This is a genomic window from Streptomyces sp. NPDC006385 (genome assembly GCF_040612485.1).
Lineage (GTDB): Bacteria > Actinomycetota > Actinomycetes > Streptomycetales > Streptomycetaceae > Streptomyces.
In genome coordinates this window covers 1-3,445 of record NZ_JBEXQG010000160.1, presented here as the reverse complement: position 1 = coordinate 3,445, position 3,445 = coordinate 1, and the positions used below count along the sequence as shown (strand labels likewise).

General features: G+C 67.9%; 3 protein-coding genes and 1 rRNA gene. All 4 read right to left on the bottom strand.

Annotated elements, in window-relative coordinates; genetic code table 11:
• Positions 1 to 191 precede the first annotated feature (191 nt).
• Positions 192 to 1,364, bottom strand: a complete 1,173-nt coding sequence (locus ABZ078_RS44235) for an acetoin utilization protein AcuC (protein WP_356584340.1) — start codon at positions 1,362 to 1,364, stop codon at positions 192 to 194.
• Positions 1,315 to 2,547 carry an MFS transporter gene (locus ABZ078_RS44230; protein ID WP_356584338.1) on the bottom strand — a complete coding sequence of 411 codons (1,233 nt, stop codon included), beginning with the start codon at positions 2,545 to 2,547 and terminating at the stop codon, positions 1,315 to 1,317. Before ABZ078_RS44230 ends, ABZ078_RS44235 begins: the two co-directional genes overlap by 50 nt.
• Positions 2,548 to 2,613: 66 nt before the next feature.
• The gene (locus ABZ078_RS44225) at positions 2,614 to 3,282 is read right to left on the bottom strand and encodes an HAD family hydrolase (RefSeq protein ID WP_356584336.1); all 669 of its coding nucleotides are present in this window, start codon (positions 3,280 to 3,282) and stop codon (positions 2,614 to 2,616) included.
• Positions 3,283 to 3,360: 78 nt separating this feature from the next.
• Positions 3,361 to 3,445, bottom strand: a 5S ribosomal RNA gene (gene rrf, locus ABZ078_RS44220); the annotation flags it as partial.

The window sequence follows — 3,445 nt, the reverse complement described above, 5'->3', positions numbered from 1 at the left end:
GTCACGTCCTGCGGCGCCGGCCCGCTGCTTTCAGCCCGTCCGGCGTTTGAGGACGAGGCCCGTTCAGGGCCGAAAGCGGGGGTCTGGGGGCCGCAGGACCCCCAGGGACCGGGGTCGAAGGGGCAGCGCCCCTTCAGGATGGGACGGGTAAGGGCGGCAGAGGCGAAAAACCCTCCCTACGCCCACCCCACCTAAGCCAACAACCCCCGCAACGGAAACACAGCCTTCCGCGTAGCCAACACCGCCTGATCCAACCGATCCGCGGGGTCGTACCCCGCCTCCCACCCGGCCCACGACACAGGCCACCGCCCATCAGTCATCCGCGCCGGCCCCAACTGCCGAGTCCGAGCAAAGACCTCCTGCCGCCACCCCTCCGGAATCATCGCCTCAGGCTCGATCGCCCGCCCCGCAGCAATCCCCACCAGATGCGTCCACGACCGCGGCACGACCTCCACCACCGCATAACCGCCCCCACCCAGCGCAACCCACTTCCCCCCGGCGTACTCGTGCGCCAGGTCATGACAGGCCACCTGCACAGCCCGCTGCGCGTCCAAGGACACGGCAAGATGCGCGAGCGGATCCTCGAAGTGCGTATCGGCCCCGTGCTGCGTCACCAACACCTGCGGACGAAAGTCCGCGATCAACTCCGGCACCACGGCATGAAACGCCCGCAACCACCCCGCATCCCCGGTCCCCGCCGGCAACGCGACATTCACAGCCGTCCCCTCCGCGGACTCGGCCCCGGTCTCCTCCGGCCACCCGGTCTGCGGAAACAACGTCCGCGGATGCTCGTGCACCGAAATCGTCAGCACCCTCGGGTCCTCCCAGAACGCCGCCTGGACCCCGTCCCCGTGATGCACATCCACATCGATGTACGCGACCCGCTCCGCCCCCAGCTCCAACAGCCGCGCAATGGCCAGCGAGGCATCGTTGTAGATGCAGAACCCCGACGCACCCCCCGGCATCGCATGGTGCAAGCCCCCCGCGAAGTTCACCGCATGCAGCGCCTCCCCACGCCACACGGCCTCCGCCGCCCCCACCGACTGCCCGGCGATGAGCGCCGACACCTCATGCATCCCCGCAAAGGCGGGATCATCCAGCGTCCCGAGCCCGTACGACTGGTCCGCCGCCCTCGGGTCCACCGAGGCCGCCTTCACGGCCTCGATGTAGTCCGCCCGATGGACCAGCCGCAACGTCGACTCCCCGGCCGGCTGCGCCGCGACGACGTCCACGTCCTTGTCCAACCCGAAGGCATCGACGAGCCTCCTGGTCAGGGCGAGCCGGACCGGGTCCATCGGATGGTCCCGGCCGAAGTCATAGCCCGTTACTGCCTCGTCCCACATCAGCTGTGCGCGGCCGCTCATGCCCGTCACCGTATCGGTCCGGTTGAGCGGCGAACGAGCGGGCGTACACAAGCGTCACCAGCACCAACACCATCGGCACAAGCATGGCCCCGCGATAGTTCCACACATCACCCAGCGCACCCACCAAGGGCGAACCGATCAAAAACCCCACGTAATTGAACACGTTGAGCCGTGCAATGGCCGCATCCGAACCCCCCGGCCCGTTCTTCTCAGCAGCCAGTCGCCCAGCCGCCGCGAACGTCTGCGGCACCAGCACACACAGCCCGAGCCCCAGCAGGGTGAACCCCAGCATCCCCACCCACGCCCCCGGCGCCCCGGCCACGACCGCGAACCCGACGGCCGCCACCAGCGCCCCCATCCGCACGACCGCGACAGCCCCGAACCGCCGCACCCCGAAGTCCCCGATGGCCCGCCCCAGCAACGTGGTGACCATATAGACGTTGTACGGCACGGTGGCCAACTGCTCCGAACTCCCCAGCACGTCCTGCAGATACTTCGCACTCCAGTTGGAGACGGTCGAGTCCCCGATATACGCGAAGGTCATCACCAGACACAGCGGCAACAGCACCCTGAAGCCGACGACCCCGCCCTCGCCCACTTCCTGCGCAGCGCCCTCACTCCCGTCGCGCCCATCGACGTACCACCGACTCCCCACCAGAACGGCCGGCACGAGCACCACGACGACCGGCAGATACGACACGACCAGCGCCAGTTCCCAGTGCGCCCCCACCCACGCCAGCGAGGCCCCCACGATCCCGCCCAGGCTGTACACCGCATGGAAGCTGAGCATGATGCTGCGCCCGTACGACCGCTGCAGACTCACCCCGAGCATGTTCATCGAGGCGTCGAGCACACCCACGGCCAGCCCGAACGCGGCGAGCGCCACCCCCAGTTCGACCATCCGCTCCCCCGCCCCCACCCCGAGCAGCGCCAGGAGCACGACGGGCTGGGACCATCGCAGCAACCGGCTCGGCGGTATTCGCCTCACCAGCCGCTCGGTCGCCACACTGCCGACACCGGCAAGGATCGGTACGGCGGCGAGGAAGGCGGGCAGCAGCGCGTCGGAAACCCCGTACCGGTCCTGGATGGCCGGAATCCGGGTCACCAGCAGGGCAAAGGCGACACCCTGAGCGAAGAAGCCGAACGCCAGCGAGGCCCTACCGCGCCGCAGCACATCAGTCATGGCGGCGAGCGTAGGGCCCCGGCGTACTGGTGGGTAGATCCAGCCAAAGGTGAATTTCCCTCAAGTTCAGTGAGTGTCGCGACCGCCGGACGACACCAGCAGATCGGCCAACTCCCCCATCGCGACAAAGAGTCGAGCAGCCCCGGCCAACTTCGCGGCAGGCGTCATCGCCGTGAACCCGTACACGTCCATCCCGGCCGCCACAGCCGCCTGCACCCCCAGCGGACTGTCCTCGACGACGACACAGCGCTCCGGCGCGACGCCCATCCGCTCGGCGGCGTACAGGAACAGATCCGGCGCCGGCTTCCCCCGCCCCACATCCTGCGAACTGAAGATCCGCCGGTCATCGAAGAACCGCTCGAGCCCGGTCGTCCGATGCCCCACCCGAATCCGCTCATGACTCCCGGACGACGCCACGCAGTACGGCACCCCGTTCCCCGCAAGCTTCTCGAGCACGTCCACGACGCCGGCCACCGGCTTCAACTCCCGCTCGAACGCCGCGAACACCCGCGCATGGAAGACCTCGTCAAAGTCCTCAGGCAACCGCTGCCCCGTCCGCTCCAGCACCAGATCATGAATCCGGTGCATCGCCGAACCCATGTAGTCGCGAATGGAGTCCTCGTACGACGTCGGATGCCCCAGCTCGGTGAGATACGCGGCGAGAAGCCGGTTCGAAATGGGCTCGCTGTCGACGAGCACGCCGTCGTTGTCGAAGATGACGAGTTCATAGCGCATGCCTACGAGCCTAAGCGACACGCAAAATGCAGAAAGCCCCCGTGCCGGTATCCCCGGCCGGGGGCTTTCTCAAGAATTGTTCGGCGGTGTCCTACTCTCCCACAGGGTCCCCCCTGCAGTACCATCGGCGCTGTAAGGCTTAGCTTCCGGGTTCGGAATGTAA

What these genes read in the sequence shown, in the direction of transcription:
- ABZ078_RS44235 (WP_356584340.1), bottom strand. Translation starts at nt 1,364, where the DNA reads ATGAGCGGCCGCGCACAGCTGATGTGGGACGAGGCAGTAACGGGCTAT.
- ABZ078_RS44230 (WP_356584338.1), bottom strand. Translation starts at nt 2,547, where the DNA reads ATGACTGATGTGCTGCGGCGCGGTAGGGCCTCGCTGGCGTTCGGCTTC.
- ABZ078_RS44225 (WP_356584336.1), bottom strand. Translation starts at nt 3,282, where the DNA reads ATGCGCTATGAACTCGTCATCTTCGACAACGACGGCGTGCTCGTCGAC.